This is a genomic window from Pseudomonas sp. R4-35-07, from assembly GCF_003852235.1.
Lineage (GTDB): Bacteria > Pseudomonadota > Gammaproteobacteria > Pseudomonadales > Pseudomonadaceae > Aquipseudomonas.
Genome location: NZ_CP027732.1, coordinates 1946852 through 1973507, shown reverse-complemented (window position 1 = coordinate 1973507; position 26656 = coordinate 1946852). Strand labels below are relative to the sequence as shown.

The following is a 26656-nucleotide window of genomic DNA, read 5'->3' as shown; positions in this document are numbered from 1 at the left end:
GCTCTGACCTAGACCAACCACACCGCCTGCATAAAACGCCGCGTTGAAAACGCCCAAAGGAGCTTCGGATGAAACAGCTTTTCCTGGCATCACTGTTAGGCTCGACCATTGCCATGTGCACCGCAGCCATGGCCGCTGATACCGATCTAAAAACCCTGGAAGCCGCCGCCAAGTCCGAGGGCGCCGTGAACAGCGTCGGCATGCCCGATGACTGGGCCAACTGGAAAGGCACCTGGGAAGACCTGGCCAAGACCTATGGCCTCAAGCACATCGACACCGATATGAGTTCGGCCCAGGAAATCGCCAAGTTCAAAGCCGAAAAAGACAATGCCAGCGCCGATATCGGCGACGTGGGCGCGGCCTTCGGCCCCATCGCGGTGAAGCAGGAAGTGACCCAGCCTTACAAACCGTCCACCTGGGCCCAGGTGCCGGATTGGGCGAAAGACAAGGACGGCCACTGGGCGCTGGCCTACACCGGCACCATCGCGTTTATCGTCAACAAGAAGCTGCTGCACGGCTCCGAAGTGCCCACCAGCTGGGCCGACCTGCAAACCGGCAAGTACAAGGTCTCGGTGGGTGACGTAAGCACCGCGGCCCAGGCCTCCAACGCCGTGCTGGCAGCCGCCATCGCCAATAAAGGCGACGAGAAGAACATCGCGCCGGGCCTGCAATTCTTCACCAAGATCGCCCAGCAAGGTCGCCTCTCGCTGTCCAACCCGACCATCGCCACCATGGAAAAAGGCGAAGTCGAAGTGGGTATCGTCTGGGACTTCAACGGCCTGAGCTATAAAGCCAAGATGGCCAACCCGGATGACTACGTGGTGCTGATCCCGTCGGATGGCTCGGTGAAATCCGGCTACACCACCATCATCAACAAGTACGCCAAACACCCGAACGCCGCCAAGCTGACGCGCGAATACATTTTCAGCGATGCCGGCCAGATCAACCTGGCCAAAGGCAATGCACGCCCGATCCGCGCCGAAACCGACTTGAAACTGCCGGCTGACATCGCCAAGAACCTGATCCCGGGTGAGCAGTACACCAAGGCCAACCCGCAGCCGATCAAGGATGCCGATGCCTGGGAAGCCACGTCCAAAAAGCTGCCGCAACTGTGGAACGAGCAGGTCATCGTAGAAATGAAGTAAGCCTGTCGCCCACATTGGAAATCCACTGGAGATCCAATGTGGGAGGGGGCTTGCTCCCGATAGCGGTGTGTCATTCAACAGATTCATTGGCTGATCCACTGCTATCGGGAGCAAGCCCCCTCCCACACTTTTGACCTCGTTCCTCCAGGTGAATTGAGTCAAGCCTATTGCTGCGGAGCGCTCTCCCCATGAAGCACCCTGTCATCCTTGTCGTGCTCGACGGCCTGAACTTCGAGGTCGCCCGGCACGCCATGGGGCATTTGCAGGCTTACGTTGGCGCAGGACGCGCAGCCCTCTACACACTGGAATGTGAACTGCCTGCCCTGTCCCGCCCGCTGTATGAATGCATACTGACCGGCGTTGCGCCGATCCAGAGCGGCATCGTCCACAACAACGTCTCGCGCCTGTCCAACCAGCGCAGCATTTTTCATTACGCCCGCGATGCCGGCTTGACCACCGCAGCGGCGGCTTACCACTGGGTGAGCGAACTGTATAACCGCAGCCCCTTTCTCGCCGCTCGAGATCGTCATACCGACGACCAGACGCTGGCGATCCAGCATGGGCATTTTTACTGGAATGACCACTACCCGGACTCCCACCTGCTGGCCGACGCCGAAAGCCTGCGCCTTGCGCACGCGCCGGACTTTCTGCTGGTGCACCCGATGAACATCGACGACGCCGGCCACAAGCACGGCCTCGACAGCGCGCAGTACCGCAACAGCGCACGCTCGGCCGACATCATTCTCGCCGACTACCTGCAGGGCTGGCTCGACGCCGGTTACCAAGTGCTGGTCACCGCCGACCACGGCATGAACAACGACCGCTCCCACAACGGCCTGCTGCCGGAAGAGCGCGAAGTGCCGCTGTTTGTGCTTGGCGACGCCTTCAGCCTGGATGCCAACGCCGCGCCGAAACAGACCGAGCTGTGCGGTACCGTCTGCGAGCTGCTCGGCGTGCCCCACGACAAGCCTGTCTGCCGGGAGTTGCTCAAGTGAATGCCATGAATCGCGGCAAATGGTTGGCCCTGCTGTGCCTGGTGCCGTTCGCGCTGTTCTTTATCGTGTTCGAAATCGCGCCGTTGGCCTGGGTGCTGATCAACAGCCTGCAAACCGAAGACAGCGGTTGGAGCCTGGAAAACTTCACGCGTATCTTCAGCTCGAAGTTCTACCTGCAAGCGATCCAGTTCAGCCTCGAAATCAGTTTCTACTCCAGCGTCTTCGGCATCATCATCGCCACGCTGGGCAGTTACTCCCTGCGCCGGGTCGATTCGCCGCTGCGCAACTTCGTCACCGCCTTCGCCAACATGACCAGCAACTTTGCCGGCGTGCCCCTGGCCTTCGCGTTCATCATCCTGCTGGGGTTCAACGGCAGCATCACCATCATGCTCAAGCAGGCGGGGATCATTCAGGACTTCAACCTGTACTCGAAAACCGGTTTGATCATTCTTTACACGTATTTCCAGATTCCCCTCGGCGTGCTGCTGCTGTACCCGGCCTTCGATGCATTGCGCGAAGACTGGCGTGAGTCGGCCGCCCTGCTCGGCGCCAGTGGCTGGCACTTCTGGCGGCATATCGGCTTGCCGGTCCTGACGCCCGCGCTGCTCGGCACCTTCGTGATTCTGCTGGCCAACGCCCTGGGTGCCTACGCCACCGTGTACGCCCTCACCACCGGCAACTTCAACGTGCTGCCGATCCGCATTGCGGGGCTGGTTTCCGGCGACGTGTCGCTGGACCCGAACCTGGCCAGTGCCCTGGCCGTGGTGCTGGTGGCGCTGATGACCGTGGTTACGGTGGTCCATCAACTGCTACTCAAGAGGAGCTACCATGTCTCGCGCTGAAGGCGGCCCGGCGTCGCTCTACCACCGGGTGGTGGTGTACATACTGTTCCTGATCCTGGTACTGCCGCTGGTGGGCACCTTTGTCTATTCAATCTCCAGCAGTTGGTCGGCCACCATCCTGCCTGCCGGTTTCAGTTTGAAATGGTACACGCAGCTATGGAGCGACCCGCGCTTCCTGATGGCTTTCGCGCAATCGTTGCTGGTGTGCGTGGGCGCGCTGATCCTTTCGGTGGTGTTGATCCTGCCGTTGCTGTTCGTGGTGCATTACCACTTCCCCAAGCTGGATGCGCTGATGAACATCCTGATCCTGCTGCCGTTCGCCGTGCCACCGGTGGTGTCGTCGGTGGGCCTGCTGCAGTTGTACGGTTCCGGGCCCTTGGCGATGGTGGGCACGCCGTGGATTCTGATCGGCTGCTACTTCACCGTGGCGTTGCCCTTCATGTACCGCGCGATCACCAATAACCTGCAGGCCATCAACCTGCGCGACCTGATGGACGCTTCGCAACTGCTCGGTGCCAGCACCTGGCAAGCCGCGATCTTCGTGGTCCTGCCCAATCTGCGCAAAGGCCTGATGGTGGCACTGCTGCTGTCGTTCTCGTTCCTGTTCGGTGAGTTCGTGTTCGCCAACATCCTGGTCGGCACCCGCTATGAAACCCTGCAGGTGTACCTGAACAACATGCGCAACAGCAGCGGCCACTTCACCAGCGCCGTCGTCATCTCCTACTTCTTCTTTGTGCTGGTGCTGACCTGGGCCGCCAATATCTTGAACAAGGACAAAAGCCAATGAGCTTCGTCAGCGTCCAACATTTGCAAAAAGGCTACGCCGGCACACCGGTATTCAGCGATATCAACTGCGAAATCGCCAAGGGCGAGTTCGTCACCCTGCTCGGCCCGTCCGGTTGCGGCAAGTCGACCCTGCTGCGCTGCATCGCCGGGCTGACCTCGGTGGACAGTGGGAAAATCCTGCTGGACGGCCAGGACATCGTCCCGCTGAGCCCGCAGAAACGCCACATCGGCATGGTGTTCCAAAGCTATGCGCTGTTCCCCAACATGACCGTGGAGCAGAACGTTGCCTTCGGCCTGCGCATGCAGAAGGTCAACGCCGATGACAGCCACAAGCGGGTGCAGGACGTCCTGCAATTGGTGGAACTCAAGGACCTCGCCGGCCGCTACCCGCATCAGATGTCCGGCGGCCAATGCCAGCGCGTCGCCCTCGCCCGTTCCCTGGTGACCCGCCCGCGCCTGTTGCTGCTGGATGAACCGCTGTCGGCGCTGGATGCACGGATTCGCAAGCACCTGCGCGAGCAGATCCGCCAGATCCAGCGCGAACTGGGGCTGACCACCATCTTCGTCACCCACGACCAGGAAGAAGCCCTGACCATGTCGGACCGCATCTTCCTGATGAACCAGGGCAAGATCGTGCAGAGCGGCGATGCCGAGACCCTCTACACCGCGCCGGTGGATGTCTTCGCCGCCGGTTTTATCGGCAACTACAACCTATTGGATGCCGACAAGGCCAGCCAACTGCTGCAACGTCCGATCAGCGGGCGCATCGCGATTCGCCCCGAAGCCATCGAACTGAGCCGCAGCGGCGAACTCGATGCGCTGGTGCGCAGCCACAGCCTGCTGGGCAACGTGATTCGCTACCGCATTGAAGCGCGTGGCGTGGAGTTGGTGGTGGATGTGCTCAACCGCAGCGCCGACGATCTGCATCCGGACGGCCAGCGCCTGGCACTTTCCATCGACCCCAGCGCCCTGTGTGAAGTAGCCTGACGGGCGACGATTGACTGAGAGAGCAGACGGATGGCATTGGTAATTTTTGATCTGGACGACACCCTGATCCACGGCGACTGCGCCACGTTATGGAGCGCACAGATGGGCCGCCTGGGCTGGGTCGATCCTGAATCCTTCATGCGCAAGAACGACGAACTGATGGCGGCCTACAGCCGGGGCGAGTTGCGCATGGAAGACTTCATGGATTTCAGCCTGGAGCCGATGATCGGCCGCACCCCGGAAGAAATCGAACACTTGGTGGAGCCCTGGGTCGAGGACGTGATCGAGCCGCTGATCTACAGCGACGCGACCAAGACCATCGCCCGGCACCGCGCCAATGGCGACCGGATCCTGGTGATTTCCGCCTCGGGTACACACCTGGTCAGGCCGATCGCGGCGCGCATCGGTATCGACGAAGTGCTGGGCATCGAGCTGGATGTCAGCCATGGCGTGTACAGCGGCCGTACGGTAGGCGTGCTGACGTACCGCGAAGGCAAGATCACACGGCTGCTGGCGTGGTTGGAGCAGGAAGGTGAAAACCTGGAGGGCGCGTATTTCTATTCGGATTCGCGCAATGACCTGCCGTTATTGCTCAAGGTGGACCATCCGCAGGTGGTCAACCCGGACCCGGTACTGCACGAACACGCAGAAAAGGCCGGCTGGCCGATCCACCATTGGGTCTGAACCCACCAAGATACCCCTGTGGGAGGGGGCTTGCCCCCGATCGCGGTCTATCAGATGAAACATTCTTCACTGACACACCGCCATCGGGTGCAAGCCCCCTCCCACTCTGGAATTCACCGCGATAAGAGTTCGCTGCCACCTCACGGATGCGAACTGCGACTACATTGCATGTAGGAGCGAGCTATTCCACCGCTCGACATGACCCTCAACGCCTTGCAATGCTTTCACAGTGCCTCCATAGTGAGTCCGGACTGAGCCCGTAGCAGTAGCGCCGGGCTTTTTGCATTATGCGACCGGACCATATGGAACCGGCTCCCTCAAAGACGGCCTAATATGCGTTATCAATTGCCCCCGCGTCGAATCAGCATGAAGCATCTGTTCCCCAGCACCGCCCTCGCTTTTTTCATTGGTCTCGGCTTCGCGTCGATGTCGACCAATACGTTCGCAGCCAACAGCTGGGACAATCTTCAGCCTGATCGCGATGAGGTGATTGCCAGCCTTAACGTCGTCGAGTTGCTCAAGCGCCATCACTACAGCAAGCCGCCGCTGGACGACGCGCGCTCGGTGATCATCTACGACAGCTACCTCAAGCTGCTGGATCCCTCGCGCAGCTACTTCCTGGCCAGTGATATCACTGAGTTCGACAAATGGAAGACCCAGTTCGACGATTTCCTCAAGAGCGGCGACCTGCAGCCTGGTTTCACCATCTACAAGCGTTATCTGGACCGCGTCAAAGCGCGCCTGGATTTCGCCTTGGGTGAGTTGAACAAAGGCATCGACAAGCTCGACTTCACCGAGAAGGAAACCCTTCTGGTGGATCGCAAGGACGCGCCGTGGCTGACCAGCACCGCCGCACTCGACGACCTGTGGCGCAAGCGCGTCAAGGACGAGGTGCTGCGCCTGAAGATCGCCGGCAAAGAGCCCAAGGCCATCCAGGAACTGTTGACCAAGCGCTACAAGAATCAACTGGCGCGCCTGGACCAGACCCGTGCCGAAGACATCTTCCAGGCTTACATCAACACTTTCGCGATGTCCTACGACCCGCACACCAATTATCTGTCGCCAGATAACGCGGAAAATTTCGATATCAACATGAGTCTGTCCCTGGAAGGCATCGGTGCCGTCCTGCAAAGCGACAATGACCAGGTCAAGATCGTGCGCCTGGTACCGGCGGGTCCGGCGGACAAGACCAAGCAGGTCGCCCCGGCCGACAAGATCATCGGTGTGGCCCAGGCCGACAAAGAGATGGTCGATGTGGTCGGCTGGCGCCTGGACGAAGTGGTCAAGCTGATCCGCGGCCCCAAAGGCAGCGTGGTGCGCCTGGAAGTGATTCCGCACACCAATGCACCGAACGACCAGACCAGCAAGATCGTGTCGATCACCCGAGAAGCGGTGAAACTCGAAGACCAGGCCGTGCAGAAGAAAGTCCTCAGCCTCAAGCAGGATGGCAAGGACTACAAGCTGGGCGTGATTGAAATCCCGGCCTTCTACCTGGACTTCAAGGCCTTCCGCGCCGGTGACCCGGACTACAAGTCCACCACCCGCGACGTGAAGAAAATCCTCACGGAACTGCAGAAGGAAAAAGTCGACGGCGTGGTCATCGACCTGCGCAACAACGGCGGCGGTTCCCTGCAGGAAGCCACCGAGCTGACCAGCCTGTTCATCGACAAGGGCCCGACCGTGTTGGTGCGCAACGCTGACGGCCGTGTGGACGTGCTGGAAGACGAGAACCCGGGCGCCTTCTACAAAGGGCCGATGGCATTGCTGGTCAACCGTCTCTCGGCCTCGGCTTCGGAGATTTTCGCCGGCGCCATGCAGGACTACCACCGCGCGTTGATCATCGGTGGTCAGACCTTCGGCAAAGGCACCGTGCAGACCATCCAGCCGCTGAACCATGGCGAGCTCAAACTGACGCTGGCCAAGTTTTACCGGGTTTCCGGGCAGAGCACCCAGCATCAGGGTGTACTGCCGGACATCGACTTCCCGTCGATCATCGACACCAAGGAAATCGGCGAGAGCGCCCTGCCCGAAGCCATGCCGTGGGACACCATCCGTCCTGCGATCAAGCCGGCGTCGGACCCGTTCAAACCGTTCCTGACCCAGCTCAAAGCTGACCACGATACGCGCTCCGCCAAGGACGCCGAGTTCGTCTTCATCCGCGACAAGCTGGCCCTGGCCAAGAAGTTGATGGAAGAGAAAACCGTCAGCCTCAACGAGGCGGATCGTCGCAAGCAGCACGCCGACATTGAAAATCAACAGCTTGTCCTGGAAAACGTGCGCCGCAAGGCCAAGGGCGAAGAGCCGCTCAAGGAGCTGAAGAAAGAAGATGAGGATGCGCTGCCCACCGAGGCAGATAAAACCAAGCCGGAAGACGACGCCTATCTAGCCGAGACCGGTCGCATCCTGCTGGACTACCTGAAAATCACCAAGCAGGTGGCCAAGCAGTAAATGATGGCAATTAATGTGACCGCTCCTCGGAGTGTCATCATATAGACATCATTCTGTCGTGAAATAAAGGACCGCAGGCTTCAAGCCTGCGGTCCTTTTTTTTCGCTCGAGATCGCCATGACCATGACCGAACAGCTGGATGCACTGGGCTCTATCCTGGCTCAAGGCAGTTTGCACAGCCTGTTCCAACCCATCATCTGCTTGTCTGAACGGCGCGTTCTCGGCTACGAGGCCCTCAGTCGCGGCCCGTCCAACAGCCCGCTGCACTCCCCCGTCGCGCTGTTCTCCATTGCCAGCCACGCCGGGCGCCTGAGCGAACTGGAAATGGCCTGCCGTGCGAGCGCCTGCCGACGCTTCAGCGAACAAAAGCTGCCGGGCAAGCTGTTTCTCAATATCTCGCCGGAATCCCTGATGGAGACAGCGCACCAACCCGGACGCACGCTGCAGCTGCTGCGCGACTTCGGGATTGCCCCCAGCCAGGTGGTGATCGAACTCACCGAGCAGACCCCCACCGATGATTTCCAGCTGTTGCAGACCGCGTTGCATCATTATCGCGACATGGGTTTTGCCATCGCCCTGGATGACCTGGGCGCCGGTTACTCCAGCCTGCGGTTGTGGTCGGAGCTGCGCCCGGATTATGTGAAGATTGATCGGCACTTTATCGACGGCATTCACCAGGACGCCCTCAAGCGCGAATTCGTCGGTTCGATCATGCAGATCGCCAAGGCGTCCCGCGCCCAAGTGATCGCCGAAGGGATCGAATTGCCGGAAGAGTTGGCGGTGTTGACGGACATGGGCGTCGATCTGGTCCAGGGTTACCTGCTTTGCCGGCCCCAGGAACAGCCGCCGCACGAGGCACGCTTGATGCTGCCCAAGCCGGATAACGCCAATATCGCCCTCAGTGAAGAAGGCAGTGACCTGAGCGCCCTGCTCAATGAACAGCCGGCGGTGGACCAAAACACCGCAACCGCCCAGGTGCTCGAATCCTTCCGCCGCCAGGCCAATCTCAACTCACTGGCGGTGCTCGATAGCCGCGGCCACCCGGTCGGCATTGTGCATCGACACTCGCTGTCGGACGCGCTGCTCAAACCCTTCGCTACCGACCTGTTCGCACGCAAACCCATCAGCCGCCTGATGAGCGACGACTTCCTGGCCGTGGAGTTGAGCCAGTCCCTGCAGCAGGTCAGCCGCTTGCTGACCAGCCGCGCGCGGCAACGCATTGAAGAAGATTTCATCATTACCGTGAACGGCGACTACCTGGGCCTGGGCCGGGTCATCGATGTACTCAAGCTGATCACCGAGCTGAAAATCCAGCAGGCGCGTTACGCCAACCCGCTCACCCTGCTACCGGGCAACGTGCCGATCCAGCAGTGCCTGACGCGTCTGCTGCAGCAGCAGCGTGAATCGGTGATCTGCTACGTGGATATCGACAGCTTCAAGCCATTCAACGATATCTACGGTTATGGGCGCGGGGATGAGGTGCTGTTGTGCCTGGCGCAGTGTCTGAACGATCGGGTCGACCCCAGCCGCGACTTTGTCGGGCATATCGGTGGCGATGACTTTTTACTGGTGCTGGGCCCACAGGATTGGCGCAAACGCCTCAATCAACTGCTGGATGACTTTCACACCCAATGCCGGCGCTTCTACCGCGCCGAGCACCTCGACGCCGGCTGCTTCGTCGCACTCAACCGCCAGGGCGTACGCCAAGAGTTCGCATTGCTTTCACTGTCGATTGGGGTGGTGCATTTGTATCCACAGGCCTGTGCGCAACTTGATGCCAGCCAGTTGGCGGAGCTGGCGTCGCAGGCCAAGCACCACGCCAAAGCAGTGACGGGCTACAGCATCCACGTGATCGACAGCCTGGACCTGCTGCCCGCTTAGGCTTCGGCGGATTCCGGGTACTCGTACTCGAACACCCGCACCACCTCCGAAGCGTGCCAGGAGGCGGCGGCCACGCCGTCGGAGGGCCCGCTGAAACGTCCCAGGCGCTCCACACACTCAAAGAACCCCGTACGCGGCAAGCGGCTGGCGCCCTGGCTGATCACCAACGAGCTGCGCAGCGGCTGCTCGGCCTTGGCGTCCAGCGCCGCCAGGTGCTCCAGGGCGGCGGCCAGGGTCTGCATCGCCGGCGTCGGGAACTGCAGGCGCTCAAGCAGCGCACGGTAGGTCAGCAGATGGCGCTGGCGGCGTGCCTGGTCCAGTTCGTTGAGTAACCCATCCCAATGTTGACGGCTGATACGTAGGCTCACGATTCTTCCCTCCAACCTGCAACGCCCAATTCCCAGGCCAGGCTGCGGCGAATGGCGGCATCCGGCTGGCGTTCACCCGTTTCAATCAAACCCAGATACGAGGGGCTGATACCCACCGTGCGCGCCAGGGTTTCGATGGCCAGGCCCTTGGCTTCACGCAGGCCGCGCAGGGCTGCGAGCGGATGCAGGTCCTGGTCGGTAGCAGTGGGTGCTGCAGGGGAGGAAGCGAATGTGGGGGGTTGCTGACCGGCCGCTTTTAGCAGCGCCTGGTACTGGTCCCATGGCAACACCGCATATTCGGGTTCGCCATTGCGTGAAATGATCTGGATATCCATGACTGCCCCGTAGGATAAAAACACTTACTAAGTAAGTTCTTTCCTTAGAAGTGTAATCCTAACAGCCACAGAGGTCGCAGAGGATAGTCCATAGCATTAGTTTTTTTGCGGATTTTCCCGGGCGAGCAGCTCGGGCGTGGCGGGCAGGCGCTCGACCACGGCCAGCTTTTCCGGGCGCTGCGCGTCACGCCAGGCACGAAACGCGCTCAGCTCGCCGCTCAGGGTCTTCATGACCCATGCCAGCACGGCGATGTCATCGAGCATGCCGAACATTGGGATAAAGTCCGGGATCGCGTCAATCGGACTGAGGAAGTACATCAGCCCCGCCACCACCGAGATCAACGCCTTGGGGCTGATCGTCCGATACTCACCGCGCCAGTAGGCCAGGCACAGGGCCTGGAGCAACTTGAGATCATCCTTGAGCTGGCCCAGGCGATTGCCCTGGCTTGAGCCCTTGGCAGCGACCGCGAACAGCAGCGTCGGCAAACGGCCACGCCCGAGCAGACGTGCGGCCATCGGCAGGAAGCGGGTGAAATTGAAGGGTGGTTTCATGGGTCACTCCAGTTCCATACGACAGAAAGGTTATCCACACAAATTGTGGATAACCTTGTGAACAGAGCCTTTTTTCATGGCTGAAAGCCACGAACTACAAGGCTTGCAGTCAGATCGGGCGTTTTTTGCGCACATCAAAAAAACCCAAGATTTCATTGACTTGGCAGGCGTGTACGGCTACCCGTGCTCGAGTTTTATATCAGACTGCTTCAGGTTGCGGACGTTCGTTTGGATTTGCCCGGGCGTTATGCGGCAGCTGGCGAGCCTCACAGGGGGTTTACAGCGCTTCAAACCCTATAAACGACAACGCCCCGTCGAAACGGGGCGTTGTCTGTTCAAGCGCCGATTACTTCTTGGCGGCAGGTGCAGCAGGTGCGGCAGCGGCGTCAGCCTTGGCTGGGTCCTTGATGGCCAGCAGCTCCAGGTCGAATACCAGCACGGAGTTGGCTGGAATCGTCGGGCTCGGGCTCTGGGCGCCGTAAGCCAGGTCGGACGGGATGTACAGCTCGACCTTCTCGCCTACGTGCATCAGTTGCAGGCCTTCGACCCAACCTGGGATCACACCGCTGACCGGCAGGTCAATCGGGCTGCCACGGTCCACGGAGCTGTCAAAGGTGGTGCCGTTGGTGAGCTTGCCGGTGTAGTGAACAGTCACCACGTCGGTCGGCTTGGGCTGGGCGCCGTCGGCTTTCTTGACGATCTTGTACTGCAGACCGGAAGCGGTGGTGACGACGCCGTCTTTCTTGGCGTTGTCTTCGAGGAATTTCTTGCCGGCTGCCGCCGACTCTTCGCTCATTTTGGTCATGCGCTCTTCAGCGCGCTTTTGCAGCGCGGCAAAGGCTTCAACCAGTTCGTCGTCCTTGAGCTTCTGCTCTTTCTTGCCGACCGCATCTTCAATGCCTTGGGCTACCGCTTTGGAGTCCAGGTCATCCATGCCTTCCTGGGCAAGGCTTTTGCCCATGTTCAGGCCGATGCCGTAGGAAGCTTTTTGCGCCGGGGTTTTCAGCTCTACGCTGGTCTGCGAATCACAACCCGCAAGTACCAGGCTAACCAGGGCCACCGCCGCCGCCAACCGATGCTGTTTCATGCTATTTCCTTGTTCATGCGCCAAAAGGGCATTCGAATAAAGTCGCGAGCTTATCAGGCGGCCACGACCAATGGCTACCGGCATGTGAGCAGGAAACGTCTGATAAGTTCACGTGTTTAAAAGCAATTTCATCCATGATGAAGGCCCGCGACGGATCGTGGGACGGCCACTACCAGGCTCATGGCCACTTGCCGCACCCTTGGCGTAGTGGCATAACAACGTGATAACTCGACAAGGATAGTTAACTTGCGCATTTTTTCCCGTGTTTTCCTCTTGATCCTCATAGCCCTGGGCCTGCTTCTGGCCGTGGTGCTCTACTACATCGTTAACCCCAAGCTGCCGGATTACGTGCCCGTGGAGCAGGTGCACTACCAGGATCAATGGAGCGCCGCCGACCGCCAGACCTATTACTTCACCCCCCAGGGCACCCAGGTCAAAGGCCTGCACTACGACTGGTTCAGCGCCCTGGAGCTGCCGTTTTCCGAGCGCCGTTTTGCCACGCCTGAGTACCTGGCCCGTTTCGGTTTCCTGGTCGACCCCAGGCAAGTGTCCACCCCACAAAACCCCGGCAATCTGCCTGTAGGTTTCGCCCGGCATAAAAATGCCGGCAGCAACGTTGAATACCTGGATATCACCTGCGCCGCCTGCCACACCGGCGAGTTGCACTTCAAGGGCCAGGCCCTGCGCATCGACGGCGGCTCAGCCCAGCATGTGCTGCCGTCGAGCGTGCCGACCTTGCGCGGCGGCAGTTTCGGCCAGGCCCTGGTCGCCAGCCTTGCGGCAACTTATTACAACCCATGGAAGTTCGAGCGCTTCGCCCGCCAGGTTCTGGGCGACCGCTACGAAGCCGAGCACAGCCAACTGCGCCGGGACTACAAACAGTCGCTGGACAAATTCATTAAGGTCGCCTGGAACGATACCCACCGGGGCCTCTACCCCACCGAAGAAGGACCGGGGCGCACCGACGCCTTCGGCCGCATCGCCAATGCCAGCTTCGGCGATGCCATTTCTCCGCAGAACTACCGCATCGCCAACGCCCCGGTGGACTACCCGCAGCTGTGGGATATCTGGACCTTCGACTGGGTGCAATGGAACGGTTCGGCCCAGCAACCCATGGCACGCAATATCGGTGAAGCCCTCGGCGTGGGCGCGACCCTGGACTTCTTCGACGCTGCCGGCCAGCCTCTGCAGGGCGATGCGCGCTACCCATCCAGCGTACGCGTGCGCGATCTGAACCTGATCGAAGAAACCTTGCAGCGCCTCAAGCCGCCCACCTGGCCGCAAGATCTGTTCGGCGCCATCGACAAGCCCCTTGCCGCCCAGGGCCGTGCATTGTTCGCCGAGAACTGCGCCGGCTGTCACGTGCCTACCGTGACTGAAGAAGGCGGCCGGCCGGTGCAGCAACTCAAGATGCTGCCGGTGGACTACATCGGCACCGACCCCGGCACGGCCAACAACATCGCCGACCAGCGTTACGACCTCAGCGCCTTGCAATGGGACCTGGCGGAGCTGGCCGGGCTCAACGTTCAACTGCACCCCACGCCGACCGAGCCACTGGACCTTAAAAAGATGTCCGTGGCCAAGGGCCTGGCCTACGTCACGGCCTTTGTCGAGGACCACGCCTACCGCGCCGCCGGCGTGACCCCTGCCGAGCGCCCGCGCCTGGACGGTTACGGCCTGCCCATCGGTGTGCGCGAGTTGCGCGCCTACAAAGCGCGGCCACTGGCTGGCGTCTGGGCAACGCCGCCGTTCCTGCATAACGGTTCGGTGCCGACAATCTACCAGTTGCTCTCGCCTCAGGACGAGCGCAGCACCACCTTCTATAAAGGCACCTTCAACTATGATCCGCGCCATCTCGGCTTTGAGACCGACGCGTTCAAGAATGCCTTTGTGTTCGATACCAAAATCACCGGCAACCACAACAGCGGCCACGAATTCCGTGCCGGCCAGCGTGGCAACGGCGTCATCGGCCGTGGCTTGCTGCCGCAGGAACGCTGGGCGCTGCTGGAATACCTCAAAGTACTGGGCGGCCCGCTGGAGCAACAACTGCCATGATGATTCGATCCCGCTATGACCGACCTTCCCTGCTCGCCCGCCTCTGGCTGCGTCTCGGCGGGTTTCTCGGTAAAACCTTGCTGTGGCTGGTGGGCCTTGGCCTGCTCGGTTGGCTCGGCGCCAGCGCCTGGTACGCCTGGCAACACAGCGGCCCGGTGTCGCCAAATGAGCAGATTCCGCCCGGCGAGGCCGCCATGACCCAGGGCATCATCCAGACCGCCGTGCGCATCGTCGACCAGCACCGCGAAGGCACGCGCTACCTGCGCGATGCCCATGCAAAGGCCCACGGCTGTGTGAAGGCCGAAGTCAGCGTGCTGGCCGACCTCGACCCGGCACTGCGCCAGGGCGTGTTCGCCACGCCGGGTAAAACCTGGCAGGCGACGATGCGGCTGTCCAACGGCAATGCCTACCCGCAATTCGACAGCATCCGCGATGCCCGCGGCATGGCCATCAAACTGCTGGATGTACCGGGCAAACAGCTGATGGCCGATCAGCAAGCGCGCACGGAACAGGACTTCGTGATGTTCAGCCACCCGAACTTCTTTGTCAGCGATGTGGCCGAATATGCGCAGAACATCGGGGCCCAGGCGGATGGCAAGAAAGTGCTGGCGTTCTTCCCCAAGGCCGACCCACGCACCTGGCAGATACGCCACCTGTTCATCGCCCTGGCAACCCTCGCCCCCGCCCCGGCCAGCCCGACGCAGACCACCTACTTTTCGGTTTCGCCTTACAAGTTCGGTGCGGCCAACGCCAAGTTCCGCGTCGCCCCCGACCCGCAAAGCTGCCCGGAATATACGTTGCCCAAACAGAACCTGGACCTGCCGAACTTCCTGCGCAGCGCCCTGAACCAGCAGCTCTCCACCGACCGCGTACCGGCGTGCTTCGTGTTGCAGATCCAGCGACAGAACCCGCAGACATTCATGCCCATCGAAGACACCAGCATCGAATGGAAGGAAAGCGACGCACCTTTTGAAACCGTGGCCAAGGTGCGGGTTCCGGCGCAGGACTTCGACACGCCCGCGCTGAATCTCGCGTGTGACAACCAGTCATTCAACCCCTGGTTCGGCGTGGAAGAACACCGCCCCATCGGCGGCATCAACCGCCTGCGCAAGGCGGTGTACGAGGCCGTCAGCGATTACCGCCACAGCCGCAACGCACCGTAGACTCGGTGCCTGCATGCCAGCAGAGGAAACCGATGTGAATTGCGCTTACCTGTATCGCCCGGCAACCGCCGCCGACATGCCCGCCGCCCATGCACTCTCCGTACACCTAAAATGGCCGCATCGCGAGCAAGACTGGGCGATGGTGCAGCGCACATCCGAGGGCTTCGTCGCCGAACAGGACGGTGTCTTGGCAGGCGTCGCATTCGCCTGCCATCAGGGGGCCTATTCGTCCATAGGCCTGGTGATCGTCAGTCATCAGCACCAGCGCAAAGGCATCGGACGTCGCTTGATGAATCTGTGCTTGGACAGCGTGGGCCCGCGCACGCCGATCCTCAATGCCACCGAGTCAGGCGCGCCGCTGTACGCCAGCATGGGATTCGTTGAATTTGCACGGATTCAGCAACATCAGGGCGTGCCGCAGACGCCGGAGCCCCTACCCGAGACGCGCCACGCGCACTGTCGCGTACTGAACCGGGCCGACTACCCCAAGGTAATCGAACTGGCCAATGCCGCCAGTGGCCTGGACCGCACCGGTGTACTCAACGACCTGCTGCCGACAGCCGAGCACGTGGTGGGCCTCGAGGTAGAGGAGCACCTGCAAGGGTGCGCCCTGCTCCGCCAATTTGGTCGCGGCCACCTCATTGGCCCCGTCGTCGCGCAACACCCGGAGCAGGCCCGACACTTGATCACTTACCTTCTTCGGTTGATCCCGGGCGCGTTCGTGCGTTTGGATATTCCCATCGCATGCGGGTTGGCCGACTGGCTGGAAAACCTGGGGCTGCCCTGCGTGGATAACGCGCCACGGATGGTGCGCGGTGTGCCGCCCAGATCAAGCGCCGGGGTCACCGAGTTTGCGCTGGTGACCCAGGCGATCGGCTGAGGCACAAAGCCTGCCGGGCGGATTCAGCGGATTATCCCTTGCAGGATTGAATAACGGGGTCAGGCCCCGGGATTCTTGACGTAGCGCAGGACCACGAAACCCGCGACCAGAATCAGCGGTGCGATGGAGAGCATGCCCATGTAGGTAGAGCCGGTCAGATCGTTGATTTTCCCCACCATCACCGGGGCAACCATACCGCTCAGCTGACCGATGGAGTTGATCGCCGCAGTCCCCGTGGCGATCGCCAGTCCCGAAAAGGTCGATTGCGGGATGGTCCAGAAAATCGGGATCGCAATAAAGGTACCCGTAGTAGCGAGTACGAGCGCTGCCATCATGGCCCAGGATGAATCCGAGAACAGGCAAGCCAACAGATAGCCGGCGGCTGCCGCCGCCAGGCACAGAACAAGGTAAGTCTTGCGCTCACCCGTACGATCGGAACGCCGGGTCAGCCATATCATGCCGATACAGGCCACGATGTAAGGCAGCGCCGAAAGCATCCCTATCCAGAATAGGCTCTGTACACCGGACGATTTGATCAGGTGCGGCATCCAGAAGTTGAGGCCATAAGAAGCTGTCTTGATCACAAAGTAGATGAACGCCATGATCGCGACTTCCCGGGTCAGCAACACACGCCACAAGGACCCCAATACCGGCTTATCGTTGACTTTGTCATGCGCCAGGTTCGCCGCCAGCAGATCCTTCTCGCTACGGCTTAACCATTTGGCCGATTCGATGTCCCGGTCCAGCTTCCACAGCACTAGCAGGCCGAGTACCACACAGGGCAGTCCGGACATCAGGAACAGCCAGTGCCAGCCAGCCAGACCGAACACGCCATCCATCGTGCCCAACAGGATTCCCGCCGCTGGCCCCCCGACCGCGCCTGCCAGGGGTACAGCGAGGAACCAGAGGCCATTCATCTTCGCCAGGTGCTTCTTGGGAAACCAGCACGCCAGGTAAAACAGGATCGCCGGGCCAAAACCGGCTTCCATGACGCCGATCAGAAAACGCAGGAAGTACAGGGTGTATTGCGTGTAGGCGAACATTAACGCCGCCGTTGCCAGCCCCCAGGAGATCATGATCCGGCAGATCCAGGCAGGCGCGCCATAGCGCTTGAGCCCCAGGCTGCTGGGAACTTCAAACAGCACGTAGCCGAAAAAAAACATGCTCGCGGCCAGGCCGTACGCCGCGTCGGACAAACCCAATTCTTGCTGCATCTGGGTCTTGGCGAAGCTGATGTTGATCCGGTCAAAATAGGAAAAGAGAAAGCAGATAATGGCCAGCGGCATGATTCGCCAGGCCACACGCCGATAGAGCAGCAGCTCGTTGATCGTTTCTGCGTTGCGCGCAAGCGCGATTTCGCCAGTCATGGCAACCATGATGTTTCTCCATTGTTGTAATTATTGGAGAGAGGCAAGGCTCTTGAGGAACCCTGCTCAATGGGTTCAGCCGATCAGAATAAGTTTGGCCTTGTAAGCCTGACCTTTGACGACATAGTCAGCGGCGTTTCGATGCATGTCGGCAATTGCTTCAGGTGTCAGTTCGCGCACGACTTTGGCAGGTGCGCCGAGAATAAGTGAGTTGTCCGGGAACACCTTGCCTTCGGTCACAACCGCCCCGGCGCCGACCAGGCAATTGCTGCCGATGACCGCGCCATTGAGCACAACAGCCTGAATCCCGATCAGCGCTCCGTCGCCGACGGTGCAACCGTGCAACATGGCCTGGTGGCCGATAGTGACGCCCTCGCCCACCGTCAGCGCAAATCCCGGATCGGCATGCAGCACCGCTCCCTCCTGCACATTGCTGTGCTGACCAATGCGAATCGGCTCGTTGTCACCCCGCAGAACAGCCTGGGGCCAGACACTGACGCCCTGCGCCAGCGTGACATTGCCGATGACGGTAGCGTCTTGCGCGATGAAAGTTTCAGCGTGAATGACAGGAATAAGGGTGTCGTATTGATAAATAGCCATGGCAGTTCTTCCTCAAGGCTGAGCGTCGGTTTTCAGAACACCAGCGGCACACAGCTCGGCAATGTGTTCGTCGCTGTAGCCCAGTTCACGCATGACTTTGTGGGTGTGCTCGCCGATGCGTGGGATAGATCGACGGGGTTGCAGTCGCTCGCCATCCAGGGACAACGGCAGCAGTGGCATGGCGGTGAACGATCCGTCTTCAAGTTCAAGATTTGCCAGGCCACCGCTGTGCAGCAGATGAGGATCTTCGAACAGTTCCTCGGGCCGTCGAATCGGAGCAAACGGAATACTGTTTGCCTCAAGTTCCAGGGCCAGCGCTTGAGCGTCCATGCTGGCAAAGACTTCAGCCAAGTGAGCCAGCAGACGTGGCCGCTGCAGCACGCGATCATTGTTGGTAGCAAGGGTCTGGTCGTCCAGCAACGCGGTCTGGCCGAGCAATTGACACAGGGCGGTCCACTGACCTTCACCCGTGGCGGCGACGAACATCTGCTCCCCATTGGCAAACTCGAATACATCGTAAATGGCCCATGCACTGATACGGTTTGGCATCGGTGCAGCCGCTTGGCCGGTCACGGCGTATTGCTGCATATGCTGAGCAGCGAGCAATACGCAGTTTTCGTAAAGCGCGCTTTGCACCTCACGACCGACGCCGGTGACATGACGATCGTTGAGCGCAGCAAGCACACCGATAGCACCGAACATGCCGCCCATGATGTCGTTCACCGAACTGCCGGCACGCAGAGGCCTGCCTACCGGGCCGGTCATATAGGCCAGGCCTGCCATCATTTGCACAACTTCATCCAGGGCCAGGCGATTGTCGTAGGGGCCGTTGAGAAAGCCTTTGTGCGAGGCGTAGATAATGCGCGGGTTACGCGCTCGAATCGCCGCGTAACCGAAGCCCAGCTCGCTCATGCGCCCGGGCTTGAAATTCTCGATGAATACGTCAGCGGTATCGATCAGCTCCAGTACCGCATCTCGTCCTTGTTGAGTATTGACGTCGATGGCGATGCACTGTTTGTTGCGGTTGAACGTGCGAAAAAAACCGGCACCGGCGCCTAGCAGACGGCGTGTACCGTCGCCACGGATCGGTTCAATCTTGATCACCTCGGCACCGAGGTCACCCAGGATCATTCCGCAGGTCGGGCCCATCACCATGTGAGAAATTTCAACGACACGAATGCCGTCCAATGGAAGCCTGGACATTAGGGTTCTCCTTGATCTGGCAGGTTCAGACGCGACCGGCGACTGATGCGTAATTGAGTGGCAGGCCAGCTCGTGCAATGCAGCCGTAGAGCGTCTCGTGCGGCAGTGCTTCGCTGAGCACATGGCGGGAAGCGATCAGGGCTGCCAGGTCGATGCCCGTCTCGTAGCCCATGCTCTGCAGCATGAACACCAAGTCTTCTGTAACCGTATTGCCGGATGCACCCGGTGCGAACGGACAACCGCCCAACCCGGCCAGTGATGAGTCGAGCTCGGTGATACCTTGCTGAACGGCAACCAGGCTATTGGCAAGCGCCAGGCCTCGGGTGTCGTGGAAGTGCGCGGCCCTGAGCTTGTCACCCGCGATGGCGCGAACCGCCTGCAAGGTGGTCGCCACCTGGCCGGGATTGGCGTAGCCCGTGGTGTCTCCCAGGGACACCAGATCGCAGCCGGCTTGCAACACATGCCCGGTCAACGCGCAGAGATCGCTCAATGGCACATCACCTTGGCGGGTACAGCCGAACGCCACAGACATGCCGGCGATCACTTGAACGTTGTGCAAGCCGGATTCAGTACGCAGCTGGCACATTCGCGCCAGCTCTTCGACCATTTCCAACGGAGTCCGGCGCACATTGGCCAGGCTATGGGCTGCGCTGACGGACACAGGCGCAATGATACGGTGCGCGCCGGATTCCAGCGCATCGCGACAGCCGCGCAGGTTAGGCGCCAGGACCGTGACAACCAGATCCGGAAAACTCAAGGCATGGGCGACGACTTCTTTGGCATCGGCCATCTGCGGCAACAGTTTGGCGGGAACAAAGGACGCGACCTCCATGTACCGCACACCTGCGGCATAGGCGGCATCAATCCATTGTCGTTTGGCGGATGTCGGCATAGTGGCTTGAAGGCTTTGCAAACCATCACGCATGCCGACTTCGTTGATTGTTATTGTTGTCATGAAAAAAGCTCTCACAGGCTGAAGCGCACCTTCAGATTAGAGAGCCAGGGAGTCAGCAAAAAGACGTCATTTACGCGGTGATCCATCGCCAACGGCGACGGATACAGTCAGGTGCGGGGCGCAGGCGGTGTCGCGCGCAAAAGCAGATGATCCAGCAATCGCCGGGCCGACAGCGACAGTGCATCCCGGTCACGGACGCAGATAACAAACTCACCCAATGCCCAATCGTCGGTCAGAGGGATAATCCGCAAGTCAAACAACCGCGCATACCGCTCCACTGCTTCCAGGGGGAATACGGCAAGTCCCAAGCCGAATTGCACCAGCCGAAAAGCTGCGTCAAATGACGACACATAGGAGCGAAACCGCAGCTCATGGCCCTCCTTCGTCGCTTCACTGCGCATGAAGTTATTCAACGTGGCGAAAGCCGACAGCCCCAAGTGATCAAAGGCCAGGGTCTCTGCGAACGCAATATGGGTACGACCGGCCAGGGCATGGTTCGCCCCTACTACGACCGCCAGGTGATCCCGGCGATAGGGCAGAAATTCCAGATCGCCCACGGCCATTGATCGTCGACAAATACCTAAATCGGCATTGCCTTCGGCTACCCCGCGCACCACGTCGGGACTGAAACGCTCTTCGATGTCTGCCTGGATTCTTGGATGCTCGATCATGAAGTCCGACAGTTCCTCGGGCAGGAACTCCATGATTGATGAGATGTTTGCCAAGACTCGTACATGTCCTCGGGCGCCTTCAGCGTATTCGCTAAGCTCGCTATCGAGCCGCTCCATGGCCCGCGTCAGGGACCGAGCGTGCCGAAGTAGCGCCAACCCCGCCGGCGTCGGTTCGACCCCGCGCTTGCTGCGGTTGAGCAGCGGCGTACCAAACCGCGCCTCAATATCGGAGATACGTTTACTGACCGCCGACGGCGCAATGAATGCCCGCTCGCTGGCGCGTGCAATCGTGCCCCCTTCACAGACCAGAATGAACAAGTGCAAAGATAAGTGATCCAGGTGCTGCATGACGCCCCTCCCGTTGTTCTAACGACGCAGCTTAACCGTCTTATTAAAAACCGTGGTTGGAGATGGAGTTCCAGCGAAATGTGCAGACGAAAAAAAGCCCGCTCAATGAGCGGGCTTCTTGTGGCGACCTGGCGTTCAGTGTTCCAGGTTGCCGAATATGGCGCAGCGGACGGGACTCGAACCCGCGACCCCCGGCGTGACAGGCCGGTATTCTAACCGACTGAACTACCGCTGCGCGTAACACATGAAGCGAATGGTGGGTGATGACGGGATCGAACCGCCGACCCTCTGCTTGTAAGGCAGATGCTCTCCCAGCTGAGCTAATCACCCTTCGTTTCGGTGTGGGCGCATCATACATCAAAAAATCGTAATGTCTTGATTTAAATGCAGTTTATTTAAAAAAAGTTTACCGCACGACTTTTTGCCATATTTCGCACAATAAAAAGCCCGCTCAATGAGCGGGCTTCTTGTGGCGACCTGGCGTTCAGCGTTCCAGGTTACCGAATATGGCGCAGCGGACGGGACTCGAACCCGCGACCCCCGGCGTGACAGGCCGGTATTCTAACCGACTGAACTACCGCTGCGCGTAACACTTGAAGCGAATGGTGGGTGATGACGGGATCGAACCGCCGACCCTCTGCTTGTAAGGCAGATGCTCTCCCAGCTGAGCTAATCACCCTTCGTTTCGGTGTGGCGCGCATTCTACGGAGCGACCCAAGGTCTGGCAAGCACTTTCTTAAATCTTTTTTTTCAGCCCTTCCAATGGCTTACGCAGGGTTGGCCTGGGGCGTGATCAAGAGAATAATGCCCCCCTTTGTATAGAGGAGAGACTCACCCCATGTGGTTCAAGAACCTGCTTATCTATCGCCTGACCCAAGATCTGCCCGTTGATGCCGAGGCGTTGGAAGCGGCCATGGCCACCAAACTGGCGCGCCCGTGCGCAAGCCAGGAGTTGACGACTTACGGTTTCGTCGCACCTTTCGGTAAAGGTGAAGACGCGCCCCTGGTGCACGTCAGCGGCGACTTCCTGCTGATCGCCGCACGCAAGGAAGAACGCATCCTGCCGGGCAGCGTGGTGCGCGATGCGGTTAAAGAGAAGGTCGAGGAGATCGAGGCCGAGCAAATGCGCAAGGTCTATAAAAAGGAACGCGACCAGATCAAGGATGAAATCATCCAGGCGTTCCTGCCGCGCGCCTTTATTCGTCGCTCGTCGACCTTCGCCGCCATCGCGCCGAAACAGGGCCTGATCCTGGTGAACTCGGCCAGCCCGAAACGCGCCGAAGACCTGCTCTCCACCTTGCGCGAAGTGATCGGCACCCTGCCCGTTCGCCCACTGACCGTGAAAACCGCACCGACGGCGATCATGACCGACTGGGTCACCACCCAGAAGCCTGCCGACGACTTCTTCGTGCTCGACGAATGCGAACTGCGCGACACCCACGAAGACGGCGGCATCGTGCGCTGCAAGCGCCAGGACCTGACCGGCGAAGAAATCCAGCTGCACCTGACCACCGGCAAAGTCGTGACCCAATTGTCCCTGGCCTGGCAGGACAAGCTGTCCTTCATGCTCGACGACAAAATGACCGTCAAGCGCCTGAAGTTCGAAGACCTGCTGCAGGACCAGGCCGAACAGGACGGCGGCGACGAAGCCCTGGGGCAGCTGGATGCCAGCTTTACCCTGATGATGCTGACCTTCGGCGAGTTCCTGCCAGCGCTGATCGAAGCACTGGGCGGTGAAGAGACGCCACAAGGCATCTAAGCCGGGTGAAGAGCAAAATGTGGGAGGGGGCTTGCTCCCGATGGCAGAGTGTCAGCCAAGGTATCTTTGACTGAACCACCGCCATCGGGAGCAAGCCCCCTCCCACATTCGACCGCATTTACAAATTTCTATAACAAGGACTACCCCATGCGCGCACTCGCCGCCCTGAGCCGCTTCGTCGGCAATACCTTCGCCTACTGGGTGCTGATTTTCGCGGTGCTCGCCTTCCTGGAACCCGCGTGGTTCATCGGCCTGAAAAGCGCCATTGTGCCGTTGCTGGGCCTGGTGATGTTCGGCATGGGCCTGACCTTGAAACTTGAAGACTTCGCTGAGGTGGCCCGCCATCCCTGGCGCGTCGCCCTCGGCGTGGTCGCGCACTTTGTGATCATGCCGGGCGTGGCGTGGCTGTTGTGCCAGGTCTTTCACCTGTCGCCGGAAATTGCCGTCGGGGTGATTCTGGTCGGCTGCTGCCCAAGCGGCACTTCATCCAACGTGATGACATGGCTGGCCCGTGGCGATCTGGCGCTGTCGGTGGCCATCGCCGCCGTCACCACCCTCCTCGCCCCGCTGCTCACGCCGGCGTTGATCTGGTTGCTGGCCTCGGCCTGGCTGCCAGTGTCGTTCATGGAGTTGTTCTGGTCGATCCTGCAAGTGGTGCTGCTGCCTATCGTGCTCGGGGTGGTCGCGCAGCGGCTGCTGGGGAGTCGGGTACGGCATGCGGTCGACGTGTTGCCGTTGGTCTCGGTGGTCAGCATCGTGATCATCGTCGCAGCGGTGGTTGCCGCCAGCCAGGCGAAAATTGCCGAGTCGGGCCTGTTGATCATGGCGGTGGTGATGCTGCACAACAGCTTCGGCTACCTGCTCGGTTACTTCACCGGGCGGCTGTTCAAATTGCCCTTGGCCCAACGCAAGTCACTGGCGCTGGAAGTGGGTATGCAGAACTCCGGGCTCGGCGCCGCGCTGGCGAGCGCGCACTTCTCGCCGCTGGCGGCAGTGCCCAGTGCGCTGTTCAGCGTCTGGCACAATATTTCGGGGGCGTTGCTCTCGACCTATTTTCGCCGCATGAGCGAGAAGGAAGACCGCCGCGCGCTGGAGAACACCCCGCAAACTTGATCGTGGGGTGCATGTTCGGCACTCTAAGCGCTTCGCGGGGACGACCCCGCGACGCCAACGAGCGTTGAATCCGGGGACGACCCCGCCTGAAGAAGCGAGGTCATCATGTCCTGGATCATTCTGTTTTTTGCCGGGTTGTTCGAAGTCGGCTGGGCTGTCGGCCTGAAGTACACCGACGGTTTCAGCAAGCCCCTGCCCACCGCACTGACCATTGCCGCCATGGCCATCAGCCTTGGCCTGCTGGGGATGGCGGTTAAGGAGCTGCCGCTGGGCACCGCCTACGCCGTATGGACCGGGGTGGGTGCCGTGGGTACGGTGATCGCCGGGATTATCCTGTTTGGGGAATCCATGGCGCTGTTTCGGTTGGCCAGCGTGGCGTTGATTATCTGCGGGCTTATTGGCCTCAAGATCTCCACCTAGGCCACTACCGCCATCGGGGGCAAGCCCCCTCCCACTTTTGATTTGTGAACGCATTCAAATGTGGGAGGGGGCTTGCCCCCGATGAGGCCAGTACATCCAGCACAGAACTACCTGACACTCCCACGCAGAACACCGACCACAGCCTGCAACTGCGCAGGTGTCGCCTCCTCTACAGGAACAGGCGCCCCCGCCACCAACACCACCCGCGACCAGATCCGATGGAACAACCCCTTATCCGGATCGCGACTGAAAAAACTCCCCCACAGCCCCTGCAACGCCATCGGAATCACCGGCACCGGCGTCTCTTCCAGAATCCGCGTCACGCCACCGCGAAACTCATTCATCTCGCCATCGCCGGTCAACTTGCCTTCCGGGAAGATGCACACCAGCTCACCGTCCTTCAAGTATTTGGCGATCCGCGTAAAGGCCTTTTCGTAGATCTGGATGTCTTCGTGACGCCCGGCAATCGGAATCGCCCCGGCGGTGCGGAAGATGAAGTTGAGCACCGGCAAGCGGTAGATCTTGTAGTACATGACAAACCGAATCGGCCGACGCACTGCGCCGCCAATCAGCAGCGCATCGACAAACGACACATGGTTGCAAACGAGCAAGGCCGCACCTTCATCCGGAATCTGCTCCAGGTTGCGGTGCTCGACGCGGTACATGGAATGGCTGAGCAGCCAGATCATGAAGCGCATGGTGAACTCGGGCACGATCCTGAAGATGTAGGTATTGACCGCGATGTTGAGCAGCGACACCACCAGGAACAACTCGGGGATCGACAGCTTGGCCACGCTCAGCAGCAGGATCGACACAATCGCCGACACCACCATGAACAGCGCATTGAGGATGTTGTTGGCCGCGATCACCCGCGCACGCTGGTTCTCGGCGGTGCGCGACTGAATCAGCGCGTACAGCGGCACGATGTAAAAGCCCCCGAACACGCCCAGGCCGAGGATATCGAACAACACCCACCAGGCTTGCCCGTAGCCGAGCACCGCAAGCCAGTCGTTGGGCTGGACATTCTGCACGAAGCCGCCGGAATGCCACCACAGCAGCAGGCCAAACACCGTCAGGCCGAACGAGCCGAACGGTACCAGGCCGATTTCCACCTTACGCCCGGAAAGCTTTTCGCAGAGCATCGAACCAAGGGCGATCCCCACCGAGAACACGGTAAGGATCAGGGTGACCACGGTTTCGTCGCCATACAACCATTCCTTGGCGTAGGCCGGAATCTGCGTCAGGTAGATCGCGCCGACGAACCAGAACCATGAATTGCCGACGATCGAGCGCGACACCGCCGGGGTCTGTCCCAGGCCCATGCGCAGCGTGGCCCAGGACTGGGTGAAGATGTTCCAGTCCAGGCGCAATTGCGGCGTAGAAGCCGCCGCCCGTGGAATGCTGCGGCTGGCGAGGTAACCCAGCAGCGCCACGCCGACAATCGCCACGGCCACCACCGGCGCGTAATGGGTGGACGACATCATGATGCCCGCGCCGATGGTGCCGGCGAGGATTGCCAGGAACGTGCCCATTTCCACCAGGCCGTTGCCGCCGACCAGCTCATCGTCGTGCAGCGCCTGGGGCATGATCGAGTACTTCACCGGGCCGAACAGCGCCGAGTGGGTGCCCATGGCGAACAGCGCCAGCAGCATCAATTCCAGGTGATCGAACAGAAAGCCGGTGGCCCCCACCGCCATGATCACGATCTCACCAAGCTTGATCGCGCGGATCAACGCGTCCTTGTTGAATTTCTCGCCAAATTGCCCGGCCAGCGCCGAGAACAGGAAGAACGGCAGGATGAACAGCAAGGCGCACAGGTTGACCCAGATGGAACGGTCACCGTCGAGGGTGAGCTTGTAGAGAATCGCCAGGATCAGCGATTGCTTGAAGATGTTGTCGTTGAACGCGCCCAGGAGCTGGGTGATGAAGAACGGCAGGAAACGCCGCGTGCGCAGCAAGGTGAATTGTGAGGGGTGGCTCATCGTCCGTGTTCCTGCGTGGCCTGTTATTGA

At 60.4% G+C, this 26656-nt stretch carries 24 protein-coding genes and 4 tRNA genes; 14 read left to right on the top strand and 14 right to left on the bottom strand.

Annotated features, from left to right (window positions below):
- The first annotated feature begins 68 nt into the window (after positions 1-68).
- The 8 genes from C4J89_RS09140 (at position 69) to C4J89_RS09105 (ending at position 9768) form a co-directional block, all read left to right on the top strand.
- On the top strand, positions 69-1145 hold the full coding sequence (locus C4J89_RS09140) for an ABC transporter substrate-binding protein (RefSeq protein WP_124366480.1): 1077 nt from the start codon (positions 69-71) through the stop codon (positions 1143-1145).
- A 188-nt stretch (positions 1146-1333) separates the two neighbouring features.
- Complete coding sequence (locus C4J89_RS09135; RefSeq protein ID WP_124414289.1) at positions 1334-2140, top strand: alkaline phosphatase family protein; 807 nt, start codon at positions 1334-1336, stop codon at positions 2138-2140.
- Positions 2141-2145: 5 nt separating this feature from the next.
- Entirely contained in the window at positions 2146-2982 is an 837-nt protein-coding gene (locus C4J89_RS09130) for an ABC transporter permease subunit (RefSeq protein ID WP_164487593.1), read from the top strand.
- Positions 2969-3769 carry an ABC transporter permease gene (locus C4J89_RS09125; RefSeq protein ID WP_124414287.1) on the top strand — a complete coding sequence of 267 codons (801 nt, stop codon included), beginning with the start codon at positions 2969-2971 and terminating at the stop codon, positions 3767-3769. Before C4J89_RS09130 ends, C4J89_RS09125 begins: the two co-directional genes overlap by 14 nt.
- Positions 3766-4755: an ABC transporter ATP-binding protein gene (locus C4J89_RS09120; RefSeq protein WP_124403602.1), complete on the top strand. Its 990-nt coding sequence runs from the start codon at positions 3766-3768 to the stop codon at positions 4753-4755. The genes C4J89_RS09125 and C4J89_RS09120 overlap by 4 nt, the downstream gene beginning before the upstream one ends.
- Before the next feature lie 30 nt (positions 4756-4785).
- The gene (locus C4J89_RS09115) at positions 4786-5439 is read left to right on the top strand and encodes an HAD family phosphatase (protein ID WP_124414286.1); all 654 of its coding nucleotides are present in this window, start codon (positions 4786-4788) and stop codon (positions 5437-5439) included.
- 366 nt (positions 5440-5805) lie between these two features.
- Positions 5806-7887 (top strand): carboxy terminal-processing peptidase, encoded by a 2082-nt coding sequence (locus tag C4J89_RS09110; protein WP_256681668.1) that lies wholly within the window; start codon positions 5806-5808, stop codon positions 7885-7887.
- 117 nt (positions 7888-8004) lie between these two features.
- Entirely contained in the window at positions 8005-9768 is a 1764-nt protein-coding gene (locus C4J89_RS09105; RefSeq protein ID WP_124414285.1) for a bifunctional diguanylate cyclase/phosphodiesterase, read from the top strand.
- On the opposite strand, the gene C4J89_RS09100 is transcribed toward C4J89_RS09105, so the two are convergent.
- The 4 genes from C4J89_RS09100 to C4J89_RS09085 form a co-directional block, all read right to left on the bottom strand.
- Positions 9765-10136 carry a hypothetical protein gene (locus C4J89_RS09100; protein ID WP_005786715.1) on the bottom strand — a complete coding sequence of 124 codons (372 nt, stop codon included), beginning with the start codon at positions 10134-10136 and terminating at the stop codon, positions 9765-9767. The two genes, C4J89_RS09105 and C4J89_RS09100, sit on opposite strands and share 4 nt — an antisense overlap.
- Positions 10133-10471 (bottom strand): helix-turn-helix transcriptional regulator, encoded by a 339-nt coding sequence (locus C4J89_RS09095; RefSeq protein ID WP_124414284.1) that lies wholly within the window; start codon positions 10469-10471, stop codon positions 10133-10135. The genes C4J89_RS09100 and C4J89_RS09095 overlap by 4 nt, the downstream gene beginning before the upstream one ends.
- Before the next feature lie 96 nt (positions 10472-10567).
- Positions 10568-11023, bottom strand: coding sequence for a YkvA family protein (locus C4J89_RS09090; RefSeq protein ID WP_124414283.1), 456 nt, complete (start codon positions 11021-11023; stop codon positions 10568-10570).
- A 346-nt stretch (positions 11024-11369) separates the two neighbouring features.
- The gene (locus C4J89_RS09085; RefSeq protein WP_124362036.1) at positions 11370-12110 is read right to left on the bottom strand and encodes an FKBP-type peptidyl-prolyl cis-trans isomerase; all 741 of its coding nucleotides are present in this window, start codon (positions 12108-12110) and stop codon (positions 11370-11372) included.
- Between the two features lie 246 nt (positions 12111-12356).
- Here C4J89_RS09085 and C4J89_RS09080 point away from each other — a divergent pair, with 246 nt between their 5' ends.
- From C4J89_RS09080 to C4J89_RS09070, 3 genes are read left to right on the top strand one after another with little or no spacing between them, the layout of a single operon-like run.
- Complete coding sequence (locus C4J89_RS09080; protein ID WP_124414282.1) at positions 12357-14165, top strand: di-heme-cytochrome C peroxidase; 1809 nt, start codon at positions 12357-12359, stop codon at positions 14163-14165.
- Positions 14162-15328, top strand: a complete 1167-nt coding sequence (locus C4J89_RS09075) for a catalase family protein (protein ID WP_124414281.1) — start codon at positions 14162-14164, stop codon at positions 15326-15328. Before C4J89_RS09080 ends, C4J89_RS09075 begins: the two co-directional genes overlap by 4 nt.
- Positions 15329-15341: 13 nt before the next feature.
- Positions 15342-16208, top strand: coding sequence for a GNAT family N-acetyltransferase (locus C4J89_RS09070; RefSeq protein WP_177413007.1), 867 nt, complete (start codon positions 15342-15344; stop codon positions 16206-16208).
- Positions 16209-16267: 59 nt separating this feature from the next.
- Here the strand turns inward: C4J89_RS09070 and C4J89_RS09065 are convergent, their stop codons facing one another.
- The 9 genes from C4J89_RS09065 to C4J89_RS09025 form a co-directional block, all read right to left on the bottom strand.
- On the bottom strand, positions 16268-17584 hold the full coding sequence (locus C4J89_RS09065) for an MFS transporter (protein ID WP_124414280.1): 1317 nt from the start codon (positions 17582-17584) through the stop codon (positions 16268-16270).
- A 66-nt stretch (positions 17585-17650) separates the two neighbouring features.
- Complete coding sequence (locus C4J89_RS09060) at positions 17651-18175, bottom strand: gamma carbonic anhydrase family protein (protein ID WP_124414279.1); 525 nt, start codon at positions 18173-18175, stop codon at positions 17651-17653.
- Between the two features lie 12 nt (positions 18176-18187).
- Positions 18188-19378 (bottom strand): CaiB/BaiF CoA-transferase family protein, encoded by a 1191-nt coding sequence (locus C4J89_RS09055; protein ID WP_124414278.1) that lies wholly within the window; start codon positions 19376-19378, stop codon positions 18188-18190.
- 25 nt (positions 19379-19403) lie between these two features.
- A complete protein-coding gene (locus C4J89_RS09050; RefSeq protein ID WP_124414277.1) occupies positions 19404-20333 on the bottom strand; it encodes a hydroxymethylglutaryl-CoA lyase in 930 nt (309 codons plus the stop codon).
- 107 nt (positions 20334-20440) lie between these two features.
- Positions 20441-21352, bottom strand: a complete 912-nt coding sequence (locus C4J89_RS09045; RefSeq protein ID WP_124414276.1) for a LysR family transcriptional regulator — start codon at positions 21350-21352, stop codon at positions 20441-20443.
- A 158-nt stretch (positions 21353-21510) separates the two neighbouring features.
- Positions 21511-21587, bottom strand: a tRNA-Asp gene (locus C4J89_RS09040).
- A gap of 19 nt (positions 21588-21606) precedes the next feature.
- Positions 21607-21682: transfer RNA gene (locus C4J89_RS09035), tRNA-Val, on the bottom strand.
- Between the two features lie 177 nt (positions 21683-21859).
- Positions 21860-21936, bottom strand: a tRNA-Asp gene (locus C4J89_RS09030).
- 19 nt (positions 21937-21955) lie between these two features.
- A tRNA-Val gene (locus C4J89_RS09025) sits at positions 21956-22031 on the bottom strand.
- 159 nt (positions 22032-22190) lie between these two features.
- On the opposite strand from C4J89_RS09025, the gene rdgC reads away from it, so the two are divergent.
- From rdgC to sugE, 3 genes are all read left to right on the top strand, one after another.
- On the top strand, positions 22191-23111 hold the full coding sequence (gene rdgC, locus C4J89_RS09020; protein WP_124357762.1) for a recombination-associated protein RdgC: 921 nt from the start codon (positions 22191-22193) through the stop codon (positions 23109-23111).
- A gap of 147 nt (positions 23112-23258) precedes the next feature.
- Positions 23259-24224: a bile acid:sodium symporter family protein gene (locus tag C4J89_RS09015; protein WP_124414275.1), complete on the top strand. Its 966-nt coding sequence runs from the start codon at positions 23259-23261 to the stop codon at positions 24222-24224.
- A 105-nt stretch (positions 24225-24329) separates the two neighbouring features.
- Positions 24330-24644, top strand: coding sequence for a quaternary ammonium compound efflux SMR transporter SugE (gene sugE / locus C4J89_RS09010; protein WP_124362026.1), 315 nt, complete (start codon positions 24330-24332; stop codon positions 24642-24644).
- Between the two features lie 107 nt (positions 24645-24751).
- Here the strand turns inward: sugE and C4J89_RS09005 are convergent, their stop codons facing one another.
- Positions 24752-26626 carry an MFS transporter gene (locus C4J89_RS09005; RefSeq protein WP_124414274.1) on the bottom strand — a complete coding sequence of 625 codons (1875 nt, stop codon included), beginning with the start codon at positions 26624-26626 and terminating at the stop codon, positions 24752-24754.
- Between the last annotated feature and the right edge of the window lie 30 nt (positions 26627-26656).